The sequence below is a fragment of the Aneurinibacillus migulanus genome (assembly GCF_001274715.1).
GTDB lineage: Bacteria > Bacillota > Bacilli > Aneurinibacillales > Aneurinibacillaceae > Aneurinibacillus > Aneurinibacillus migulanus.
The window spans coordinates 4,908,305-4,927,542 of the sequence record NZ_LGUG01000004.1 but is presented as its reverse complement, the minus strand read 5'-3'; the positions used below and the strand labels follow the sequence as shown (position 1 = coordinate 4,927,542).

The following is a 19,238-nucleotide window of genomic DNA, read 5'->3' as shown; positions in this document are numbered from 1 at the left end:
ACAAGAGGTGGAGAGAAGATGAGCAACGAAAAGTTAGAGCAGCTTCGTAGCGATTTGGATGCGGTCAACCTGCAGCTTTTGGAGCTGATTAACAGACGAGCTGAGTTGGTGCAGGAAATTGGAAAGGTGAAGCTTAAACAAGGGATTAACCGTTTTGATCCTGAGCGGGAGCGTCAAATGCTGAACCTGATTGTGGAGAATAATAAAGGCCCTTTCAAGGATAGCGCCATTCAGCACTTATTTAAACAAATCTTCAAGGCCTCTCTTGATCTGCAGAAAGACGAAACGCAAAAAGCGTTGCTCGTAAGCCGTAAAAAGCAAAAAGAAAATACGGTCGTTACACTCGGACCAGTGGAGGTCGGCGGTGGAGATCCTGTACTTGTATCCGGACCTTGCTCGGTAGAATCATACGAACAAGTACGTCAGATAGGAGAAACGCTCAAGGCAAACGGCCTTACGCTGCTACGTGGTGGTGCATTCAAACCGAGAACATCCCCGTATGATTTCCAGGGTCTCGGCGAGGAAGGTTTGAAGATTCTGCGTCAGGTTGCAGATGAGTTTGGTCTTAAAGTAGTAAGTGAAATCGTAACGCCGACCGATATTGAGATGGCGACCCAATACGTGGACGTAATTCAAATCGGTGCGCGTAATATGCAGAACTTCGAGCTTCTTAAAGCCGCCGGACGTGTGAATACGCCGGTACTGTTGAAGCGAGGATTGTCTGCAACGATTGAGGAATTCATTCATGCCGCTGAGTATATTGTATCTGGCGGAAATAGCCAGGTTATGCTATGCGAGCGTGGAATCCGCACATATGAAAAAGCGACACGCAACACGCTCGATATCTCTGCTGTTCCGATTTTGAAGCAGGAGACGCACTTGCCGGTATTCGTTGATGTAACGCATTCTACAGGACGCCGTGACATTTTGTTGCCAACTGCGAAAGCCGCTTTGGCTGTTGGTGCAGACGGTGTTATGATTGAAGTGCATCCAGATCCGGATGTAGCACTCTCTGATGCCAAACAACAAATCAATATTCCACAATTTAATGAATTTGTAGCCAAGCTTCGTGAATCCGGCCTCTATAAAGAAAGTGCGCCGGTGCTATAAGAGCGTGTTCAAAAAGGAGGACAAACAAGAGTCGTGAAGTTCAAGGCGCGGCAGACCCGAGCAGCGGAGGGGCGATGCAACGCAGAAATTCGTAGCTCTGTTTCCCGGACTTTTTGAACATCCTCTATAATAATCAATTAAGAGACTGCCCAATTTCCCGGCGGTCTTTTTGTGTTTCTTTGTATTTATTACATAAAAAATGAGGGGGATGCACAACCTAGGATTATTAATCTTTATGGGAAACAAGGTGACGTATATGCCGCGACAGCACAAGCAGACACGCTTTCTTTTCACCGCGCTTCTTGCGGTATCGTTTGCCGCCACGGGATGCGGGGGACAGAAGATTCAAGGCGAGCAGGGCAAGACCCCGATTGAAGGACCGATGTCATTCGAACGTGAGCAATCGAACGTAACGCGGGCCCAGCGTCAGGAGCTGTTGAGCGCCATCCGGGAAGCGGAACAAAAAGTGCAGCACACTACGCAACGTATAAAAGTCTCATATATCAAAAATCAACCTGTTCATACGTATATGGATTTTACGAGCAAAAAGCAGTTGCATGACTATTATGCTCAGAATTGGAGCGAACAACTGGCTACGCAGCTTACGCACGAAACGGTTGATTTGAATTATTCTATACCGGGTCAGAACCTTGCCGTCAATCCGACTTTTCGTCAGATTAGTCCACTATCCATGAAGCTTCCACAGACGCGCATAACATCGTATTATAAAAATACTGCAATTGCAGAATACATGGGCACAGTGGATACCGGTCAGAAATACCGGATTCAATATACGTTAATGAAAAACAATGAAAACGATCGTTGGATAGTCGCTCATAAAGCGATTAGCCAAGGCGGTATTGGACCGTATATCGGTAATAAAAAAGAACGATAGAGTGTGCAGACAAGCCTGTTACAATAATTTAGGTTTGTCTGTTTCTATTTTTATTAAATAATATGTGAATCCGATTGCATACGAAGGTAATTTATAATATGATAAGTGAAAAATTATGAAAATGAATGAAAACTCATTGTTTACATTACAGCAAACTATAACAGTAGGAGGAATTACGATTGCCAGTTACAATTTATGACGTGGCAAGGGAAGCGGGTGTTTCAATGGCAACCGTTTCTCGTGTCGTGAACGGAAACCCGAATGTGAAACCTTCCACAAGAAAAAAGGTGCTTGCTGCCATTGAACAGCTTGGATATCGTCCGAATGCAGTAGCCCGTGGCCTGGCGAGCAAGCGTACGACTACAGTCGGAGTGGTCATTCCCGATATCGCAAGCCCTTTCTTCGCCGAATTGGCGCGTGGGATTGATGATATCGCCAGCATGTATAAGTATAACATTATTCTATGTGATTCGGATGAGCGGATCGAGCGTGAGCTGCATTTGACGAACACGCTGCTAGAGAAGCAGGTGGACGGGATTGTATTCATGGGCCGAGAAATTACGGAGAACCATATGCAGGTATTTACAACCGCTTCTGTTCCGATTGTTCTGGCGGGAACAAAAGATCCAACAGGACAATTGCCGTCTGTCGATATTAGTCACTATGAAGCCGGATATGATGCGACGAAATATCTAATTGAAAAAGGTCACAAACGCGTCGCCATGGTAACCGGTCCGCTTATCGATCCGCTGGCAGGTATGCGTCGTTTTGAAGGGTATAAGAAAGCGCTGGATGAAGCGGGATTAACCTTTAAAGATAGCTACGTGTATAACGGCAATTTCCGTTATGAGTCCGGCCTGGATGCGGTGGAACAATTCATGTCGCTGGTGGAACAGCCGACAGCGATTTTTGCGGCCAGCGATGAGATGGCGGTTGGTGTTATTCACGGTATTCAAGACCGTGGTCTTCGTGTACCGGAAGATGTAGATGTAATCGGTTTCGATAACATTCGTCTTGCAGAAATGGTACGTCCACGTCTGACGACTGTAGTTCAACCGATGTATGACATTGGTGCGGTGGCTATGCGTCTGCTAACCAAATATATGAACAACGAGAAAGTGGAGAATCATATTGTCATTCTTCCACACCGCATCGAAGAACGGCAGTCAACCAAAGAGAATGCACGGCGTGATGCAGAAAAAGAAGCGGAGTAAGGGGAGAAGGTATGAGAATCGGAATTATCGGAGCGATGGACGAAGAAATTGCGTTGTATAAAGAAGGAATGGACCTTGTGCGTGAGACGCGCAAAGCCGGAATTACATACTATGAGGGGCGATGGGAGGACAAAGAGGTTGTGCTGTGTAAGTGCGGCGTCGGCAAAGTGAACGCCAGTGTCTGCACACAAATTCTTGTTGACGCCTTTCAAGTAGGTGCGGTGATTTTTACGGGTGTGGCAGGTGCGCTCCATCCAGAGCTAGAAATCGGCGATATTGTGGTAGCTATGGATTGTCAGCACCATGATATGGACGTGACTGCGCTAGGCTTTCCACGCGGCGTGATTCCTTTTACCGATGTTTCAATTTTCCGTGCTGACCAAGAATTGATAGACGCAGCTGTGAAGGCGAGCGAACAAGTAGCGGAAGGGAGAACAATGACCGGCCGTATTCTTTCCGGCGATCAGTTTATTGCAAGCCGTGATAAGGTACGAGAACTGCATGAGACGATGGCAGGGATGTGCACGGAGATGGAGGGTGCGGCTGTTGCCCAGGTGTGCGTCATGAATGAAATTCCGTTTGTTGTCATTCGTTCTATGTCGGACAAGGCAGACGGATCGGCACATGTGAATTTTCCTGAATTTACAAAGTTAGCTTCACAGCGCTCATATGAAATCGTAAAAAATATGCTAGCACATTTGTAATAAGAATCTAGCTTTTGAAAAAAGCTGAAAGCACCTAATGAGTTGGGTGCTTTTTGTTTTGCGGATATTCATCCATTGGGATCTTATATTCAAACAATATAAAATTAGAATAGGGAATAAGTGTATAAAACTCTTTTTTTCCATTACTCCGCATGATGAAGCGTTTGCGACTACCGGAGATATCGTTTCTGTGGCCACCGTTGATGCCGCCTGGCTTTCTCGAACAGAAAATCGAGTGTCTGGTGAGCAGACGCTTGAAAGTCCGCAACCTTCTATTCCCTTGTAAAAGTAAGCCCGCCTGATGTTAGGCGGGCTGTTAGCTTATATGCATCTGATTTGATACACCGACAAATTCTTGTGGTGAGAGGGAAGAAAAGAAGGAAGGGCGGTGGGCGGGAGCGGTTGGAAAAAGATACGTTTGCCTTTCTTCTGCTGGAGCGCAGGGCGCATCCAACCTCTTCTTTTTCTGAATCACCTACCTCCTTCTAACCACGCTACCCTGTCAAAATATCAAGTGTAATTTATGTAGGATAGTTATCCTTTATCCGCATATAATTTCCTCCATTCAAGCCACGGTCCTATCATTTTCTACCTGATAACAAGCTGACATTGTATAAATTTAAAAAATGGTGTTAAGAAATGAATAGTAGGAAATGATTCGGGCACAGAAAATAAGAATGTCTAGCGCGCCAGTTGCTGAAGGAGGGGACGAAATGGAAATTGAAAACGACAGATCGCTTGCTAATCTATTGAATATACCGGGATTACGGGATAGCGTAGGGCAAGTTACCCAGAAAAACCCGTCTTCTTTGTCCAATTCTCTTCTGGTAGAAGTCAGTCACTTGACTAGGATAGTAAAGACACGACACGGAGAAAAGAAACTGTTAGATGATATTAATTTTGTTATCGAGCCGTGTGAGTTTGTTGCGGTACTAGGTAGCAGTGGTGCAGGAAAAAGCACGTTACTCTACGCATTATCTGGCATTTATCCGGCGACAGAGGGAGAGATCCGGGTTAATGGGCGAAATCTATATGAGGAATATGAGCATTTTCGCACTTCTATTGGGTATGTACCACAGGATGATATTGTGCATAGCGATTTAACGGTAGAAGAGATATTTACGTATTCTTCTCGCTTGCGCTTTCCGACTGGTACACCAGAAAGCGTAATAACGGGGAGAGTAAATGAGGTGCTAAAAGAGGTAAAAATAACAGAGCAGCGTTCAGTGCCTGTCAAGGATTTAAGTGGTGGACAGCGAAAGCGGGTAAACATAGGTGTTGAATTATTAACGAGGCCGGGTCTTCTTTTTCTTGATGAAGCCACTTCAGGGCTTGACCCGGATTTAGAGAGAGCGATGATGGAACTTCTTAGGGAGCTGAAGCAGAAGGGTAGCACGATTATCATGATTACTCATGCCACCGCGAACATTAGAATGTGTGATAAACTTGTCTTTCTTACTCGGGAAGGACAATTAGCTTTTTTCGGTTCTCCATCTGAAGCGCTAGCTCACTTCGATGTGAAGGATTTTGTAGATATCTATAGAAAGCTTGACAGGGAAAAGAATTCGAAGAGTTGGGCCGAGGAATATAAACGATCGGCCATTTATAGGAAATATCGAAATCGAATCAGAAACAGACCACAGCAAATCGAACGAACAATAGGCGAGAGTCTAGGGAAAACTACAGCAGAAAAGAGGGCCCTTCATTCCTCGTTTTTTGAACAATGGAGGATTTTAACTGGGCGCTATATACGGCTCCTTAGCCGAGATAGAAAAAACCTCTTCATCTTATGCCTTCAAGCCTTCATTATTCCTTTTTTGCTTGTCCTTGCTTTTTATCACAGCGCGCCCACATTCAGGTATAGCGACTATCGGCCACAGGATTTGGAGATTACCCAGCAGATTGTAGCAGCAGGAAAAGTAGAAGAAGTGCAGCAAAACATTCAGGAAGAGAAAAATCGAAGAAGTTTTATGTCCAACTGTGTCGCCTTAATGGTATTTACCTCGATATGGTTGGGAACTTCCAATGCGGCGCGGGAAATTGTGAAAGAACAGGCGATTTACAGAAGAGAGAGGTTAGCCGGTGTGCGGATTGTTCCTTATCTGTTATCAAAAATTGGAGTATTATCTGCTATTTCCTTAGTACAAATGCTGCTACTTGTCTCTATTGTTGCGTACAGTCTTGATCTGCCGGAGTTTTGGTACAACGTTTTGGCCTTTTTTCTGCTTTCACTGGCAGGAGGGATGATGGGTCTGGTTATATCGGCTATTGCTTCTAATTCCGATAAAGCGCTTAGCACAGTCCCTATTGTCCTCGTTCCTCAAATTATTTTGTCAGGAGCGCTCGTACCTATCACTCATGTAAAGCCTGAATACATAAAAGCCGTATTTAATCTGGCCGTTAGCAAATGGGGTTACGAGTTAGTCGGAGGAGACATTATTAATATCAACAGCAGGAGTGCCCTACAGCAGCCATTCCCCGCACTGTCAGGAAATTTTTCAGCCCATTGGGGTATTCTTGTCCTGTTTATTTTGCTTCTATGTGGTATGGCGATTATTGCATTACTATCCAAAGATAGGGCTGTATAAAGCAGGAGTGTAGGGCCTGGCAAGGCAGGTATCAGTTAGCGGTTGAATGTCTCATAACAGTTTACACCTGTTGATTATCCATATATCGGAAGAAATAAGATGCATGCGTCGGCGTGTTCCCTCGTCTTTTTCTCACAAGGAAGGGACACAGCCGCCTGGTGGGGGTAAAAAGCGGCCCTCTACGCTTCCGTGCGGGAGACGAACCGACGCCCGTTTGGGGCACAGTGTGGTGACAATCCACTCTGGATCGTACTGGATAATCAACACCCTTGATAACATTTATTTGCTTTTGGAAAGAAGGTAAGACTTGTAACTCTTCGTTTATGTGATATAAAACAAGCCTTCTGATAGTACCAAGAAGGCTTGTTTATCGGAATAGGATTATCAAACATTTTGATATGTATAATAATCTTTATTCTGCTATACGTTAATTTTTTGCTGAACTTTATATTCATACATACTTTTATCTGCGGACTGAATTAATTCACTAAGAGTTTCTCCTGCTTCAGGATATGTAGCATGACCAATTGAAATAGAAATATGGATAGTAAAAGGGGAGACTGAATTATGCAGGTGGCATTTAAAGTGTCTTGGCAGCGTAATCGCTTCGATTTTTTGTGTAGAAGGTATCAAAATGACGAATTCGTCCCCTCCTATACGTATAATCATATCCTCTTTTCTTGTGGCTTTTCTCAAAAGACCGGAAATATACTCTAGAACTTGATCCCCCGTCTCATGCCCATATGTATCATTTATACGTTTAAAGTCATTAATATCAATTACAAATACATGTAGTAGTTTTTTGTTTTTGCGCACCTCGGCTATTAATTTAGGAAATATCCTGTTCATGAACCTACGATTATAGGTATTGGTTAACGGATCTTTTTCGGAATAAAATTTTGCTTCATCGTATTTTTTTCCAAGATACCAGCCAATTGCTATATATACGAAGGTAGCTGCTAAGTGAAATACATCTACATGTACAGACTTATAACTACTCCAATGAGATACATTCCAAATGATTGAGTTAATTAAAATAATAATAACACTAACGATTCTACCGTTACATTTCATATTCTTGGCCGTCCATTCATTTAGCAAATCCTTATTTTTTGTATGTATATGGAGAAGAACCTAACAAAATAGACATTTTGTTATGTTTTAAATCGTACTAGAAAATACTAAAAAGCCTTTAAAATAAAGGCTTTTTAGTATATCCAAAAAACAAATAGAATGAGATAATATAACATATTGAATCATTAGTTAAATATTTACTCACATAATGGAGTGGCTTTTATGACAACAAGAAAAGGTGCAAATGCTGTTGAACCAATACGTGATATTGAGAAAATACAAGAAATAAAAAATTACCTATTACGTCGTTCCTATAGAAATTATTTTTTGTTTATTTTTGGAATTAATTCAGGCCTTCGAATCAGTGATATTTTGCCTTTACGAGTAATGGATGTTAAATATACAAAACACTTAATCATCCAAGAAAAGAAAACTAAAAATATAAGAAGGACCATAATAACACAGACATTAAAGAATGAAATAGAGCGATATTCAAGAAAAATGGCTGATTCAGAGTATTTATTCCCTTCTCAAAAGGGTGGAAAGCCAATTAGCCGTGTACATGCTTGGCAAATTATTAATAATGCAGCAAGAGCCTGCGGGGTCGAGGGGCCTATCGGTACACATACTTTACGAAAAACTTTTGGGTATCATTTTTATCAACAATCAAAAGACGTAGCATTGTTACAGTATATATTTGGGCATTCTAGCCCTTCAATCACAATGAGATATATAGGTATTAATGACGATATGGTCGATAAAGCATTGGAAAAATTTTGTTTGTGAAAAGCAAAAAAAAAAGAAAAAACCTAACTGTAAAGCTATGTCGATTTTTAAATTAGAAGTGGTTATAATAAAAAAGGACTAGATATTTTTTCTATTTAATATAACAAAATGTCTATTTTGTTAGATTAAAGAATGAGACCGTGATTTCTTCCCTAAAACAGAAGATATAAAGGGGGTGAAGTTGAAAATTCATGAAAAAGGCGTTTCTGGATGAACAGACTAAAAAGGTTATTGAAAATAAGTTGTTTCATCATGTCTATCAACCACTGTACTTTCTTTCTGATTGGTCTTTATTAGGGTATGAGGCTTTTTTACGGTCTCAATATTTTGTTGTGCCTGAGCTGCTGTTTCAAAGCGCTGAAAGGCTTGATAAGTTATATGAGCTTGATATTTTGTCGCTTTTTAGGGCAGTTGTTTCCTACACACCTAAGAATAGAGCGTTGCAAACTTCGGTATTTGTGAATATTTTTCCTTCTACATTATTACATCCTGATTTTCATTGTTTCGTGGATGGCTTGCTTTCCGACTATGCCGTATCCAAAGGAGAGATAGTCTTAGAAATTAATGAATCCCAAGAAATAAACGATGTTAAATCGATGCGTAATATGCTCTCTTTTCTGCGCCAAAATGGGTTTCAAATTGCACTGGACGATGTAGGCAAAGGTTCTGCTTCATTGAAAAATCTTGTAGAATTTGAACCGGACTTTATCAAGTTGGATAGATATTTTTCAATTGATCTGTCTGTATGTTCAAGAAAACAACGGTTAATAGAATTATTAGTGGGCTATTGTAAAGATGAAGCTTACTTAATATTAGAAGGAATCGAGAAATCAGAAGATCTTGCAATAGCTAAATTATTAGGAGTTGATATAGGACAGGGATATCTACTGGGAAAGCCTGAACGATTTAGTTAGCGACTATCGTTTCGTGCGAATATAAAGGTTTAGTTAGTCGTTATAAAAATAAATAAAATGATAAAGGCAAACCTATTGAAAGATAGGGACGCAAAGCCACGGGTCTAAGGTTCCGCAGGAATGAAGATAGCCGGGTTACCGAAATTCTTTTTAGAGATCAAAGGCTATTTCCTATTCGGTAATTCCGGTATCAGGTATAGTCCTTTTTATTGCAACGATAATCATATACAATACGGGGTAATGTATAATGTGGTTTGCATGAAAGATATAAGGTAAGGAGACGGAGATGAAAAGAAGTTACTCTTTAACGCTTAAACGTAATGTTGTTAGCGAAGTAATGAAGGGACATAAATGCAGCATAGTAGCTCGAAAATACGGTATAAATAGTCAAACCATATATCGTTGGATACGTGAGTATAAAGAAATGAAAGAGAATTATCGCAAGAGAGAGGTACTTTGATACTGAAAGAAAAAAGAAGACTTAGTATACGATGGAAATTAATTAACCCCTTTTATCTATAAAAAAGAAGGTGAGACTAAATTCCGCTTATAAATAAATTCAAATTGCCCCTAAAGGTCCGATACGTTCAACTAACATTCAGCAGGGGATGAAGAAAACCCCTACTGAGTGAAGGTTCACTTTATAATTGTTTTCTTATTGGTCTGTTAGGAAAATGGTGAGAGGAGGATTATGCGCTCGTAGTAAAGAGTTCAAACAAAAATGAGTATCGAATTTATCGAAAGAATTAATAAGTGCATTAATGTTGTTGAATTGCAAACGGAGGCTAAGGTTATCGCACGCGTGTTATCTCAAAATAAATCATGTAAGAATGAAGAGTTTTTATCAATGTTAAATAAACTATCATACATTCATCAGCGTATTGTATGTATTATGGATTCAACCAAGCATTAAATCTTGTACTCTATGATAGAGAAATAAAAAAGCAACACCTGCTTATTTTAATTAGCAGGCGTTGCTTTTATTTATCTTAGTCCAACGGGTAGCAATACTCCAATATATGCAGCTAACCATCGATGGAGCCTATTGATGGAAGCTTTACTTTATCCACGAGGACAGTAGAGAAGGGTCTTCTCAATCGTATTTTTGTTTTTGGTTGTAATCTCGGCGCGTCTTGGGATTGGTGGAAATAATCCTTCAGGATCTAGCAGTGTCGGGGCAAGCTGAACAGGACTCTCGCTCTGATATTTTTCAATCCATGTTTTAGGTACAGAGAGATTGTCCGTAATACGCTGTCCCGACAGTTCGGCCCACAGTAAGCTCCAGGCACGCGGCACAACTCGCCAAATATCGTATCCTCCGCCTCCGGTTGCGATGAGACGTCCTTCACACAGCTCGTCCGCCAATTCACGTGCCAGCTTCGGAATCTCCTGATAAATGCGCATGGAAGTAGAGAGATGGGTTAATGGATCAAAGATGTGAGAGTCGCAGCCGTTCTGTGTCAGAATTACATCTGGCTTGAAACCGCGTGCCACGGTAGGAAGCACGTTATGATACGCTTCAAGCCAGGACTCATCTTCGGTAAACGCGTCAAGTGGAACATTAACGGAGAAGCCGTAGCCTTGTCCATCGCCGCGTTCTGTAATGTTTCCGGTTCCTGGGAATAAATATTTTCCTGTCTCATGAAAGGAAAGAGTTAACACATTAGGGTCATCATAAAACGCCCATTGTACTCCATCGCCATGATGTGCATCCGTATCGATATAGAGAACACGCGCATCATATTTTTGGCGCAGATAGGCAATAGCGACGGAGCAATCGTTGTAGATGCAGAAGCCAGATGCCCGGCCACGGAAGCCGTGATGGAGTCCGCCCGCCAGATTGACGGCGTGGCGGTATTCCCCGGACATAACCAGTTCTGCGGCGCGCAACGTTCCTCCCACGGCGAGAGCCGTAGCTTCATGCATATTTGCAAAGACTGGGCAATCTTCTGTACCGAGACCAAAGCTTCCAGCAATGGCAATTTCCTGTTGTGTATGACCGCATTCTTTAACAATATTGATATATTGTCGGTCATGAATCAGTGCCAGTTCATCGTCCGTCGCTGTACGTGGTGCCACAATATCGTTATCATCGAGCAGATTCATCATACGCAGGAGATCGATTGTCATGCGTAACCTTTTCTGATTAAACGGATGATCGTCGTTAAAAAAATACGTTAAATATTCATCGCTATACATAAATGCAGTTTTAATTTTCATACTAATCCCTCTGATTCTCTGGGCCATACAATACGGTAGCCGGCCTCTTCAATTTTAGAAACAAGATGGCGCGGATCGATTGTCTGTACTCGAAACACGAGGTTTTTCTTCCCTAAGTGTTTACCCGGCATGACCAGCACACTGGTAACATTGCATTTGGCTTCTTTGAAGATTTCCGCGACATCGGCGAGCAATCCTGTCCGGTCATCCACTTCCACTTCAATATGGGAACTTGGATAGTGCACGCCCATGAGCTCGACAAGGGTATGCAAGATGTCCGTCTCCGTAATGATGCCTTTCAATTCGTCATCGACCACCACCGGGAGACAACCGATGCGGTTATCGTACAGGGCGAGAGCAGCTTCCTCCACGAAGTCAAGCGGATGAGCACAAATTACGTCTTTGCGCATGATGGAAGAAACGGGAGTATTGAGAACATGCTCATCATCTTCGCGCGGTATGCCAATAATGGAAGGACAGGCGTCCCGTACATCCCGATCAGAAATAATGCCCACTAGTTTGCCTTGCGAGATAACCGGTAAATGACGAATCCGATACTGATGAACTTTCAACAGCGCAAGTCGAATCGAGTCTGTCAGCTCAACAGTGACTACGTCCCGCTTCATAATATCTTCCACAAGCATCGTGCAGTCTCCCCCTAGTTCTTTTTTTTATCTATCATTTTATTCCATTTTTCTTATAAATAGTAAAGAATTTTTTTAATACATATATCGATTTTGAAAGCGAATACGATCGAATGCCTGGACGGATTCCAGTGTTATACGCTTGCCAATACGCGCCATCATGCAGTTAGCCGGGTGTGAGCAAATCTCTGGATCATCGGTGGCGAACCATTCGAGTCCAACCGAGGCCATTACTTTCTCCATTATTTTTCGGTATTCCCATACATCGAGACCAGTCCCTTTCAAATCCCAATGCCAGTAATACTCTGTAGTAAAGACGATATAATCTTCCATAGCATTACCACAGAATGCCAATGCAAGCATATCCTCTCCTACGTGTTGATGGCGGAATCGTTTCGTTACTTCGATTGCTCCGAGCTCCAGTAAATTATCCATTTTTGCCTCTGACCATCTCTCCATAGGATCAGGATAGAGAAATGTCACATACCCTATAATTGTATGGTCATGTATCGCTAGAATAACACGACCTTCTGGTAATTCTGCAATACCCTCAAGCGCTCTTTGTTGTTGAGGGGGCCTGCGAAATGCCGTCAAACCTTCGTCCATATGCAGAGAAGCAATACGTTCTGGATGCACAGGACCTTCAAATTGCAAGAGACCCGCCGGTTTTTTTATCTCTTGGCTGAAAAATGTTTTACGATGTTCCATCTTATTCACCTTATCTTAATCTTGTTGTGTTATTTTTCTCTTTTGCAAAAATTATCTTATACTTTTCATGTGCTTGCCAATGATAAATTTGAAAAAGGTGTGAACGATTAGAATTGATAAATTCACAGATTATTTGATATAATCGAATTTGAGAGAGGGTTTTCAAGATTGAAAGAGAATATACACTCAGGTAGGTTTGATTAAATTTAGTGGGAGAGGAGCTATCGTTATGAAAGAAATGATGAGCAAGAAAGTGCTTCCTGTCGTAGGAAGTGGTTATAATATGCCTTCCTATGAAGAGGTATACAATACATTTAGCTGGGAAGACACTGAGAAGCAATTCACCTGGTATGAGACTGGCAAGGTTAACATGGCACACGAAGCTATTGACCGGCATGTAGGCACTCCCCGTGAAAATAAAGTGGCGCTCTACTACAGTAATGCGACACGCGATGAGAAATATACATTTGCAGAGATGAAAACGCTTTCTGATAAATTCGGAAACGTACTGCGCAAGCTAGGAATCACAAAAGGTGATCGCGTATTTATTTTTATGCCGCGAAGTCCTGAACTATACGTAAGTCTTCTCGGTATCATTAAAGTTGGCGCTATCGTCGGTCCGTTGTTTGAAGCATTCATGCAAGGGGCTGTACGTGACAGATTGGACGATAGTGAGGCAGTAGCTATTATTACGACACCGGACCTTCTGCCGCGTGTACCCGCTGGAGAACTGCCTGCTCTTAAGCATGTTATTGTTGTTGGTGGGGATGGTACTCTTGAAGAAGGCCAAATAAGCTATGAGAAAGAAATGGAACAAGCTTCTGCCGATTTCGAAATCGAATGGGTAGACCGAGAAGATGGACTTATTCTTCACTATACATCCGGCTCCACCGGTAAGCCGAAAGGTGTGCTACATGTACACAACGCCATGATTCAGCACTATCAGACAGGTAAGTGGGTATTGGATTTACAAGAGGATGATGTGTATTGGTGCACGGCTGACCCAGGCTGGGTTACCGGGACAGCATACGGCATTTTCGGTCCATGGCTGAATGGAGCAACTAATGTCGTTCGTGGTGGTCGTTTCAGCCCACAGGATTGGTATTCAACTGTTGAGAAATACAAAGTAACGGTCTGGTACAGCGCACCGACCTCATTCCGGATGTTGATGGGTGCAGGCGACGAAGTGGTAAAGCAGTATGATTTATCCAACCTGCGCCATGTTTTGAGCGTAGGGGAGCCGTTAAATCCCGAAGTTGTATATTGGGGAATGAAAGTGTTTGACAAGCGGATTCATGATACATGGTGGATGACGGAGACGGGGGGGCAATTGATTTGTAACTATCCAAGTATGCCGATTAAGCCAGGCTCCATGGGCAAGCCGTTTCCGGGTATTGTGGCAGCAATTATCGATGATGAAGGTAATGAGCTGCCGCCGAACCGGATGGGGAATCTAGCCATTAAGACAGGATGGCCATCGATGATGCGTAAGATTTGGAATAACCCGTCCAAGTATGAGGAATATTTCCGCCTTGAAGGTTGGTATGTGTCAGGCGACTCGGCCTATATGGATGAAGAGGGCTATTTCTGGTTCCAAGGACGTGTCGATGATGTCATTATGACTGCGGGTGAGCGTGTCGGACCGTTCGAGGTTGAAAGCAAGCTCGTAGAGCATCCGGCCGTTGCAGAAGCTGGTGTCATTGGTAAACCGGACCCGGTACGTGGTGAAATTATTAAAGCATTCATTGCGCTCCGTGATGGATATGAGGCTTCGGATGAGTTGCTTGAAGAAATCAGGAAGTTTGTAAAAGAAGGATTTGCTGCACATGCGGCACCGCGTGAAATTGAAGTGCGTGACAAATTACCAAAGACACGTTCCGGCAAGATTATGCGTCGTGTTCTGAAAGCATGGGAATTAGGCTTGCCAACAGGCGATTTGTCTACAATGGAAGACTAATTTTCTTATCCATTAAAAAAAGGAGAGGGGTTATCCCTCTCCTTTTTTGTCATCTTTCTTACCTATGCTGTGGTCTGGCTTCTTATCTGATTTTTTGTCTTTACTTTCTTTTGTTGTTTCATCTGAAGACTTGCCTGGTTTCTTATCAGAGTTATTTCCGGTTTCTTTCTTGCTATCTTTATTGCTGTCCTTAGAGCCGTCCTTAGAACCGTCTTTCTTATCGTCTTGCTTGCCTTGCTCCTGCTTATCACCAGAAGTTTCCGTACCTTGTTCCTGCTTCTTGTCGTCTTCTTCCGTCTTTTTGTCATCTGTCTGCTCTGTTTTCGTCGAGTCTTCTTTTTTCTTAGTATCTTCCTCCGGTTTTTTCTCCTCTACTTTGCCATAGGAGGCCGGATTTTTAGAGGCTGCCAGATTAGCATTGTAGATAGCAGCTGTTGACGTACCAGGCGGACGTTTCATATAATTGCCTGCCGGAGAGATATCCGGGTTCAGTTTCAGCACGGATGAGAACGTTTTTCCCCAGATTCTCATCGCATTGTCATGCGAACTTCTGTTGAGTTTATATTTCTTATCGTAGCCAACCCATACACCAAGCGAAATATCCGGCGTATAGCCGACGAACCATTTATCGCCGTCTTCCTGGGTCGTTCCTGTTTTACCTGCTACATCCCGTCCCATCGTATAACGGGCGACGACCTTTCTAGCCGTACCTCCAGTCACAACATCGCGCATCATATCAGTCATCATCCATGAAGTTTGCGGAGAGAACACAGGGGTTGGTTTTACTTTATGTTGGTAAATGGTTTCACCTTCGCTATTATCGATACGTTCAATTAGATATGCATCGATAAAGTTTCCATCATTTGCGAAAGTGGAATAGGCGTTTGTCATTTCCTCCACCGAAATACCCCTAGTAAACCCACCTAATGCTGTCGGCAGATAATAGTCATTATCCACAATCGTGCTTACGCCCATTTTCTTAACGTATGCCAGTGATTTGCGGACGCCAGTTTCGTAATAGATTTTTACCGCAGGGATGTTGCGGGATTGGGCAAGAGCACTGCGTACTGACATTGGACCCTTGAAGCTTCCGCCAGCGTTTTTAGGTGTCCAGTTGCCAGGGAACACAGTTTCTTCATCAACAACCGTAGAGTTCGGTGAAATAATTTTTTCCTCGATTGCTGGAGCGTATACACCGATTGGCTTAATAGCTGAACCCGGTTGACGTGGAGCCGTCACATGGCTTGTATTTTCGATTTTGAAGCTGCGTCCTTCCATCATCCCCAGAATCGCTCCGGTTTTGTTTTGAATAAGAACAGCTCCGACTTGCTCAGGCATGCGTTTGCCACCGATTGCCGGCTTTTCCGGTCCAAAGTTATTAGGATCGGCTGCGATTTTTTGCATTTCTTCATAGATTTTTTTATCGATTGTCGTGTGGATGTGATAGCCACCTTGCCGCACGGCGATTCGTTTTTCTTCCAGCAGTTTGGAATACGAATCGTTTTTCAACTCTGGATTCTTTTCGAAATCCTGATCAAGCAGAATTTTTGCTGCCCGTTCTTCGATTTCCATCATAAGATACGGATATTTCTCGAATGCTTTCGGAGATGGTTTGGCAAGATGGGCTTTAATATCATAAGCAAGTGCCTCATCATACTGCTGTTTGTTAATTTTTCCGTTTTCGAGCATTCGACCAAGAACGATTTTTTGTCGTTCCTTTCCGAGTTTTAGACCTTTCTCCTTGAACGGAATATACGAAGATGGAGCCTGCAGCATACCGGCTAGGTAGGCAGATTGTGCAACGTTTAGATTTTTGGCATCCACGCCAAAAATGCCCTTGGCTGCGGCCTGGACCCCATATACTTTAGAATCATTAGCATTTTTGCCGAAATACATTCGATTGATATAGGCGTCAAGAATTTGATCTTTGCTAAACATTCGCTCCATACGAAGAGCAAGGAAGATTTCTTTGAATTTTCTTTCCGGCGTTACCTTCGGAGAGAGGATGGTTTGCTTAATAAGTTGCTGGGTTAGCGTACTTCCTCCGGTTTGAATCGGCGAATTCGTGACTTGCTGGATAGCAGCCCGGGCAATTGCCGTCGGTACAATTCCGTTATGTTCATAGAAATATTTATCCTCCGTTGAAATGATGGCATTGATCAAATGAGGTGATACTTCTTTATGCGATACGAGACGCCGATCCTCTTGTGTAACTAATTGGCCGATCATCGTCTTGTCTTTGAAATACGCAAATCCGGTGAGATTATTTGCAGAGATTTTCTGATAAATCTCATTATAACTACGTACCGGATCAGATTTGACAAGCGAGGCCACATAGCCGGCAGCGGTACCGCCCGCAAACAATACGCCCATGAAGAATAGAATGGCTGAGACTTGGAAAATAACGAGAAGAGTATGCCAGAAGCTTTTCTTTCGTCTCGGCCTGTCCGACGTATTGGCGGAACCGTTTTGTTTTTCCATATTACTCCCCCTTACACATAACAGCAACATTATATCATAAAGACGACTGGAGAGGATAAATGTTGCATTTTCGCACTATTTTTAGTTATTATGAGAATAACAACAAAACAATATCATTGTATTCGCAATGAATACGTAATAGTAGTGGCTTGAGTACTGGAAATAACAGAGAGTCGGTGGAAGGTGTGAATCGGCCCAGCCAAGCGATGAAATACAGCGTAGGAGTGAATCCGCACCGCATCTTGTCTTATTTGCGGGCGGACGGCGTATGAGTAATCATAGGCCGTTATCCGTTTGAGTGAAGGACTTTAGTCCTTAACTAAGGGTGGTACCGCGAGCAAACTCGTCCCTTTTTGGGGCGGGTTTTTTTAATGGAGTAAGAAACGATATATCGTTTCTTCCGAATTGTATCACTTGAAAAATGTGCGAGTCGTGTACCAAAGTTTCCTTTATCCGAGATACCCAGATGCTTTTTCGGTCCGCCCGAAGCGACATAAAGTGGCCGTTTGGCTTCTGTGTGGAAAAGGACGAGCAAAGGCACCTGTGGTTTTTTCTTTTTTTATCAATTTAAAATGGAGGCAACAGAAATGAGTGAACAAAGCACAATCAGTCTGACGGAAGAGCAGGCACGCGAAGTTGCACGACAGATGGAGATTATTCGCCGTGGAGTGGCGGAGATCGTACCAGAAGAAGAGATGCAAAGAAAGGTAGAACGCTCGGTCGTTACTGGCAAGCCGTTACATATAAAGCTGGGGCTGGACCCTTCTGCGCCGGATATTCATGTAGGGCATACGGTCGTATTGCATAAACTTCGGCAATTCCAGGAACTTGGGCATGTCGTACAGTTGGTTATCGGAGACTTCACAGGGCGTATCGGTGACCCGACAGGAAAATCAGAGACCCGAAAGCAATTAACGGAAGAGCAAGTGAAGACGAATGCGGCAACGTATGTAGAGCAATTCGCGAAAATCCTTGATGCTGATAAAATTCAAGTGCATTACAATAGCACATGGCTTTCACGGATGAACTTCGCCGATGTTGTCGAACTGGCTGCAAAAATAACAGTGGCACGGATGCTAGAACGGGATGATTTTGAGAAGCGTTATAGCAATAATTTGCCGATTAGCATTCATGAATTTTTCTATCCGCTCATGCAGGGATACGATTCTGTAGCGCTAGAAAGCGACGTGGAGCTGGGGGGAACCGATCAGAAGTTCAACCTGCTAATGGGACGACAATTGCAGAAAGAATACGGACAAGAACAGCAATGTGCGTTGACAATGCCGATTATTGAAGGATTGGACGGCGTACAGAAGATGAGCAAAAGTTTGGGCAACTACATTGGTATCAGCGAGCCGCCGAATGAAATCTACGGCAAAGCGATGTCGATTCCAGATGAGCTGATGCTCAAGTATTATAAACTGGCTACAGATGTTTCGCTTGAAGAGCTAAAAAGTTTGGAAAAAGGTCTAGAAGAAGGGGCTGTTCATCCGCGCGATGCTAAGATGCGCCTTGCCCGCACCTTCGTACAGATGTACTGGGGAGATGCAGCCGCAGATGAAGCGGAAAATCATTTCAAGACGGTATTCCAGCAGCGAGCGCTTCCGACGGATATACCTGAAAAAGAAGTAGCGGCTACGGAGCTTGAAGACGGCAAAATGTGGATTGTCAAACTTCTTTCTGTTCTTGGTCTTGTTCCTTCTAATGGAGAGGCACGTCGAATGGTTCAGCAAGGTGCTGTTAAAATTAATGAAGAAAAAGTTTCTTCCGTAGATGATCATATTACAGTGGAAGAAGGTATGATTGTCCAAGTTGGAAAACGTAAATTCGCTAAAGTAATGATAAAATAAACTTCCATCATCAGTGGGGGAGGCATCTCCCTCTGATGGTTAGTTGAATGTATCGCCATTAAAAAACCCATCGACAAGATTGTCGATGGGTTT

17 protein-coding genes, 1 riboswitch and 1 other annotated feature are annotated in these 19,238 nt (G+C 43.0%); of the genes, 12 read left to right on the top strand and 5 right to left on the bottom strand.

What is annotated here, in order from left to right:
• Window positions 1-18 precede the first annotated feature (18 nt).
• The 7 genes from AF333_RS25580 to AF333_RS25560 all read left to right on the top strand — a co-directional run bounded on the left by AF333_RS25580 (window position 19) and on the right by AF333_RS25560 (window position 6,511).
• Window positions 19-1,110 (top strand): bifunctional 3-deoxy-7-phosphoheptulonate synthase/chorismate mutase, encoded by a 1,092-nt coding sequence (locus AF333_RS25580; protein ID WP_043068220.1) that lies wholly within the window; start codon window positions 19-21, stop codon window positions 1,108-1,110.
• A 235-nt stretch (window positions 1,111-1,345) separates the two neighbouring features.
• Window positions 1,346-2,005: a hypothetical protein gene (locus AF333_RS25575; RefSeq protein ID WP_043068219.1), complete on the top strand. Its 660-nt coding sequence runs from the start codon at window positions 1,346-1,348 to the stop codon at window positions 2,003-2,005.
• A 179-nt stretch (window positions 2,006-2,184) separates the two neighbouring features.
• The gene (ccpA, locus tag AF333_RS25570) at window positions 2,185-3,219 is read left to right on the top strand and encodes a catabolite control protein A (RefSeq protein ID WP_043068218.1); all 1,035 of its coding nucleotides are present in this window, start codon (window positions 2,185-2,187) and stop codon (window positions 3,217-3,219) included.
• An 11-nt stretch (window positions 3,220-3,230) separates the two neighbouring features.
• Entirely contained in the window at window positions 3,231-3,923 is a 693-nt protein-coding gene (locus AF333_RS25565) for a 5'-methylthioadenosine/adenosylhomocysteine nucleosidase (protein ID WP_043068217.1), read from the top strand.
• Between the two features lie 37 nt (window positions 3,924-3,960).
• Entirely contained in the window at window positions 3,961-4,209 is a 249-nt protein-coding gene (locus tag AF333_RS36335; protein WP_235496996.1) for a hypothetical protein, read from the top strand.
• 50 nt (window positions 4,210-4,259) lie between these two features.
• Window positions 4,260-4,412 carry a hypothetical protein gene (locus tag AF333_RS36330; protein WP_235496994.1) on the top strand — a complete coding sequence of 51 codons (153 nt, stop codon included), beginning with the start codon at window positions 4,260-4,262 and terminating at the stop codon, window positions 4,410-4,412.
• Between the two features lie 224 nt (window positions 4,413-4,636).
• Window positions 4,637-6,511 carry an ABC transporter ATP-binding protein/permease gene (locus AF333_RS25560; RefSeq protein WP_052812354.1) on the top strand — a complete coding sequence of 625 codons (1,875 nt, stop codon included), beginning with the start codon at window positions 4,637-4,639 and terminating at the stop codon, window positions 6,509-6,511.
• A gap of 420 nt (window positions 6,512-6,931) precedes the next feature.
• Here AF333_RS25560 and AF333_RS25555 read toward each other — a convergent pair whose 3' ends face one another.
• Window positions 6,932-7,612 carry a GGDEF domain-containing protein gene (locus AF333_RS25555; RefSeq protein WP_235496992.1) on the bottom strand — a complete coding sequence of 227 codons (681 nt, stop codon included), beginning with the start codon at window positions 7,610-7,612 and terminating at the stop codon, window positions 6,932-6,934.
• Window positions 7,613-7,807: 195 nt separating this feature from the next.
• Here AF333_RS25555 and AF333_RS25550 point away from each other — a divergent pair, with 195 nt between their 5' ends.
• From AF333_RS25550 to AF333_RS37750, 3 genes are all read left to right on the top strand, one after another.
• On the top strand, window positions 7,808-8,371 hold the full coding sequence (locus tag AF333_RS25550) for a site-specific integrase (protein WP_043068215.1): 564 nt from the start codon (window positions 7,808-7,810) through the stop codon (window positions 8,369-8,371).
• 191 nt (window positions 8,372-8,562) lie between these two features.
• Complete coding sequence (locus AF333_RS25545; RefSeq protein ID WP_043068214.1) at window positions 8,563-9,285, top strand: EAL domain-containing protein; 723 nt, start codon at window positions 8,563-8,565, stop codon at window positions 9,283-9,285.
• A 55-nt stretch (window positions 9,286-9,340) separates the two neighbouring features.
• Window positions 9,341-9,428: riboswitch (cyclic di-GMP riboswitch) on the top strand.
• A 143-nt stretch (window positions 9,429-9,571) separates the two neighbouring features.
• The gene (locus tag AF333_RS37750) at window positions 9,572-9,745 is read left to right on the top strand and encodes a helix-turn-helix domain-containing protein (RefSeq protein ID WP_080787938.1); all 174 of its coding nucleotides are present in this window, start codon (window positions 9,572-9,574) and stop codon (window positions 9,743-9,745) included.
• Window positions 9,746-10,347: 602 nt separating this feature from the next.
• Here the strand turns inward: AF333_RS37750 and AF333_RS25535 are convergent.
• From AF333_RS25535 to AF333_RS25525, 3 genes are all read right to left on the bottom strand, one after another.
• Window positions 10,348-11,505, bottom strand: a complete 1,158-nt coding sequence (locus tag AF333_RS25535) for an acetoin utilization protein AcuC (protein WP_043068212.1) — start codon at window positions 11,503-11,505, stop codon at window positions 10,348-10,350.
• A complete protein-coding gene (locus AF333_RS25530; RefSeq protein WP_043068211.1) occupies window positions 11,502-12,149 on the bottom strand; it encodes a CBS and ACT domain-containing protein in 648 nt (215 codons plus the stop codon). Before AF333_RS25530 ends, AF333_RS25535 begins: the two co-directional genes overlap by 4 nt.
• A 75-nt stretch (window positions 12,150-12,224) precedes the next feature.
• Window positions 12,225-12,857: a hypothetical protein gene (locus tag AF333_RS25525; protein WP_043068210.1), complete on the bottom strand. Its 633-nt coding sequence runs from the start codon at window positions 12,855-12,857 to the stop codon at window positions 12,225-12,227.
• 241 nt (window positions 12,858-13,098) lie between these two features.
• Here AF333_RS25525 and acsA point away from each other — a divergent pair, with 241 nt between their 5' ends.
• Window positions 13,099-14,814, top strand: a complete 1,716-nt coding sequence (acsA, locus tag AF333_RS25520) for an acetate--CoA ligase (protein WP_043068322.1) — start codon at window positions 13,099-13,101, stop codon at window positions 14,812-14,814.
• Between the two features lie 30 nt (window positions 14,815-14,844).
• Here acsA and AF333_RS25515 read toward each other — a convergent pair whose 3' ends face one another.
• Window positions 14,845-17,295, bottom strand: a complete 2,451-nt coding sequence (locus AF333_RS25515) for a transglycosylase domain-containing protein (protein WP_052520523.1) — start codon at window positions 17,293-17,295, stop codon at window positions 14,845-14,847.
• A 118-nt stretch (window positions 17,296-17,413) separates the two neighbouring features.
• Window positions 17,414-17,649, top strand: a binding site (T-box leader).
• 233 nt (window positions 17,650-17,882) lie between these two features.
• Between AF333_RS25515 and tyrS the strand changes: the two genes are divergently transcribed.
• Complete coding sequence (gene tyrS / locus AF333_RS25510) at window positions 17,883-19,145, top strand: tyrosine--tRNA ligase (RefSeq protein ID WP_043068209.1); 1,263 nt, start codon at window positions 17,883-17,885, stop codon at window positions 19,143-19,145.
• Window positions 19,146-19,238 lie beyond the last annotated feature (93 nt).

Coding starts and splice junctions, on each gene's coding strand:
- AF333_RS25530 (WP_043068211.1), bottom strand. CDS start 12,149: ATGCTTGTGGAAGATATTATGAAGCGGGACGTAGTCACTGTTGAGCTG.
- AF333_RS25550 (WP_043068215.1), top strand. CDS start 7,808: ATGACAACAAGAAAAGGTGCAAATGCTGTTGAACCAATACGTGATATT.
- AF333_RS25565 (WP_043068217.1), top strand. CDS start 3,231: ATGAGAATCGGAATTATCGGAGCGATGGACGAAGAAATTGCGTTGTAT.
- AF333_RS37750 (WP_080787938.1), top strand. CDS start 9,572: ATGAAAAGAAGTTACTCTTTAACGCTTAAACGTAATGTTGTTAGCGAA.
- AF333_RS25575 (WP_043068219.1), top strand. CDS start 1,346: ATGGGAAACAAGGTGACGTATATGCCGCGACAGCACAAGCAGACACGC.
- AF333_RS25560 (WP_052812354.1), top strand. CDS start 4,637: ATGGAAATTGAAAACGACAGATCGCTTGCTAATCTATTGAATATACCG.
- AF333_RS25535 (WP_043068212.1), bottom strand. CDS start 11,505: ATGAAAATTAAAACTGCATTTATGTATAGCGATGAATATTTAACGTAT.
- AF333_RS25545 (WP_043068214.1), top strand. CDS start 8,563: ATGAAAAAGGCGTTTCTGGATGAACAGACTAAAAAGGTTATTGAAAAT.
- tyrS (WP_043068209.1), top strand. CDS start 17,883: ATGAGTGAACAAAGCACAATCAGTCTGACGGAAGAGCAGGCACGCGAA.
- acsA (WP_043068322.1), top strand. CDS start 13,099: ATGAGCAAGAAAGTGCTTCCTGTCGTAGGAAGTGGTTATAATATGCCT.
- AF333_RS25525 (WP_043068210.1), bottom strand. CDS start 12,857: ATGGAACATCGTAAAACATTTTTCAGCCAAGAGATAAAAAAACCGGCG.
- AF333_RS36335 (WP_235496996.1), top strand. CDS start 3,961: ATGAGTTGGGTGCTTTTTGTTTTGCGGATATTCATCCATTGGGATCTT.
- AF333_RS25580 (WP_043068220.1), top strand. CDS start 19: ATGAGCAACGAAAAGTTAGAGCAGCTTCGTAGCGATTTGGATGCGGTC.
- AF333_RS25515 (WP_052520523.1), bottom strand. CDS start 17,295: ATGGAAAAACAAAACGGTTCCGCCAATACGTCGGACAGGCCGAGACGA.